This is a genomic window from Flavobacterium microcysteis (assembly GCF_006385255.1).
Classification (GTDB): Bacteria; Bacteroidota; Bacteroidia; order Flavobacteriales; family Flavobacteriaceae; genus Flavobacterium; species Flavobacterium microcysteis.
Genome location: NZ_VFJE01000006.1, coordinates 1 through 241 on the forward strand (window position 1 = coordinate 1; position 241 = coordinate 241).

Sequence of the window (241 nt, forward strand, 5' to 3'; positions counted from 1 at the left end):
ATATCCCGGCTGCGGCTACGCTTACTGCAACCGATGCTTGCGGAACTGCAACCGTAACTTTTGCAGAGACTAGAACTGACGGTGCTTGTGCCGGAAGCTATACATTGACAAGAAAATGGACGGCTACTGACCTATGCGGTAATACTGCCGAGCATACTCAAGTGGTTAGTGTGACCGATACTCAGGCTCCTGCGTTCGAAGGAACACTGCCTGCTGCCGAACTGGCTGCGTCTTGCGACAA

Annotated in this window: 1 protein-coding gene; it reads left to right on the top strand. The window is 52.7% G+C overall.

Features of this window, described 5'->3' with window-relative positions:
* On the top strand, positions 1-241 hold a 241-nt coding region (locus FJA49_RS18235; protein ID WP_158629414.1), incomplete at both ends, for an HYR-like domain-containing protein.